Origin of the sequence: Nocardioides sp. CPCC 206348 (assembly GCF_048654705.1) — a bacterium.
Classification (GTDB): Bacteria; Actinomycetota; Actinomycetes; order Propionibacteriales; family Nocardioidaceae; genus Nocardioides.
The window spans coordinates 26,191-26,932 of the sequence record NZ_JBMCZA010000217.1; the positions used below are offsets into that span (position 1 = coordinate 26,191).

1 protein-coding gene is annotated in these 742 nt (G+C 72.6%); it reads left to right on the forward strand.

The features are described 5' to 3' along the window. Positions 1-742: aminotransferase class I/II-fold pyridoxal phosphate-dependent enzyme (locus ACOADB_RS23870; protein WP_378604634.1), on the forward strand; the 742-nt coding region annotated here is incomplete at both ends.

Consider the following 742-nt stretch of genomic DNA (forward strand, 5'->3'; position numbering starts at 1 on the left):
TGGCCGACTCGCGTCGATCCCGCTCGATCCGTCCGGCTGGGACCTCGACGCCGTGGCCCACGTGCTGGGCAAGGCTGGTCCGCGCCTCGTGCACGTGATGCCCGACTTCCACAACCCGACCGGGCTGGTGATGAGCGAGAAGGAGCGGGCGACGTACGCGAAGGCGCTGGCCCGGAGCGGCGCGACGGCGGTGGTCGACGAGGCGCACCACCTGCTCCGCCTGGATGACGCGCCGGCCCTTCGTCCGTTCGCGTGCTTCAGCAAGGACGCCGTCACCGTGGGCAGCGCGAGCAAGAGCGTGTGGGGTGGCCTGCGCCTGGGCTGGATCCGCGCACCACATGCACTCGTCGACCGGCTCACCCGCGCCCGGGTCGGTCTCGACCTCGGTGCACCGGTGCTGGAACAGCTCGTGCTGACCCGGCTGCTCAACGGTGACCACGACGCGATGGTGGCCCTGCAGCGAGACCGCCTCCGGACACAGCGCGACGCCCTCGCCGCTGCCCTGGCGTCGACCCTGCCGGAGTGGACCTTCCGGATGCCGGCCGGCGGGATGGCGCTGTGGCTCGAGCTCCCGTCAGCGGGCGCGACAGCCCTTTCCGTCGAAGCCGAGCGGCACGGCGTACTCCTGGCGCCCGGCCCCTCGTTCGCCCCCGAAGGCGGCCTGGACCGGTACCTGCGGATCCCCTATGCCGTCGACGCGTCCCAACTGGTCGAAGCCGTCACCCGGATCGCGGCGGCCTGG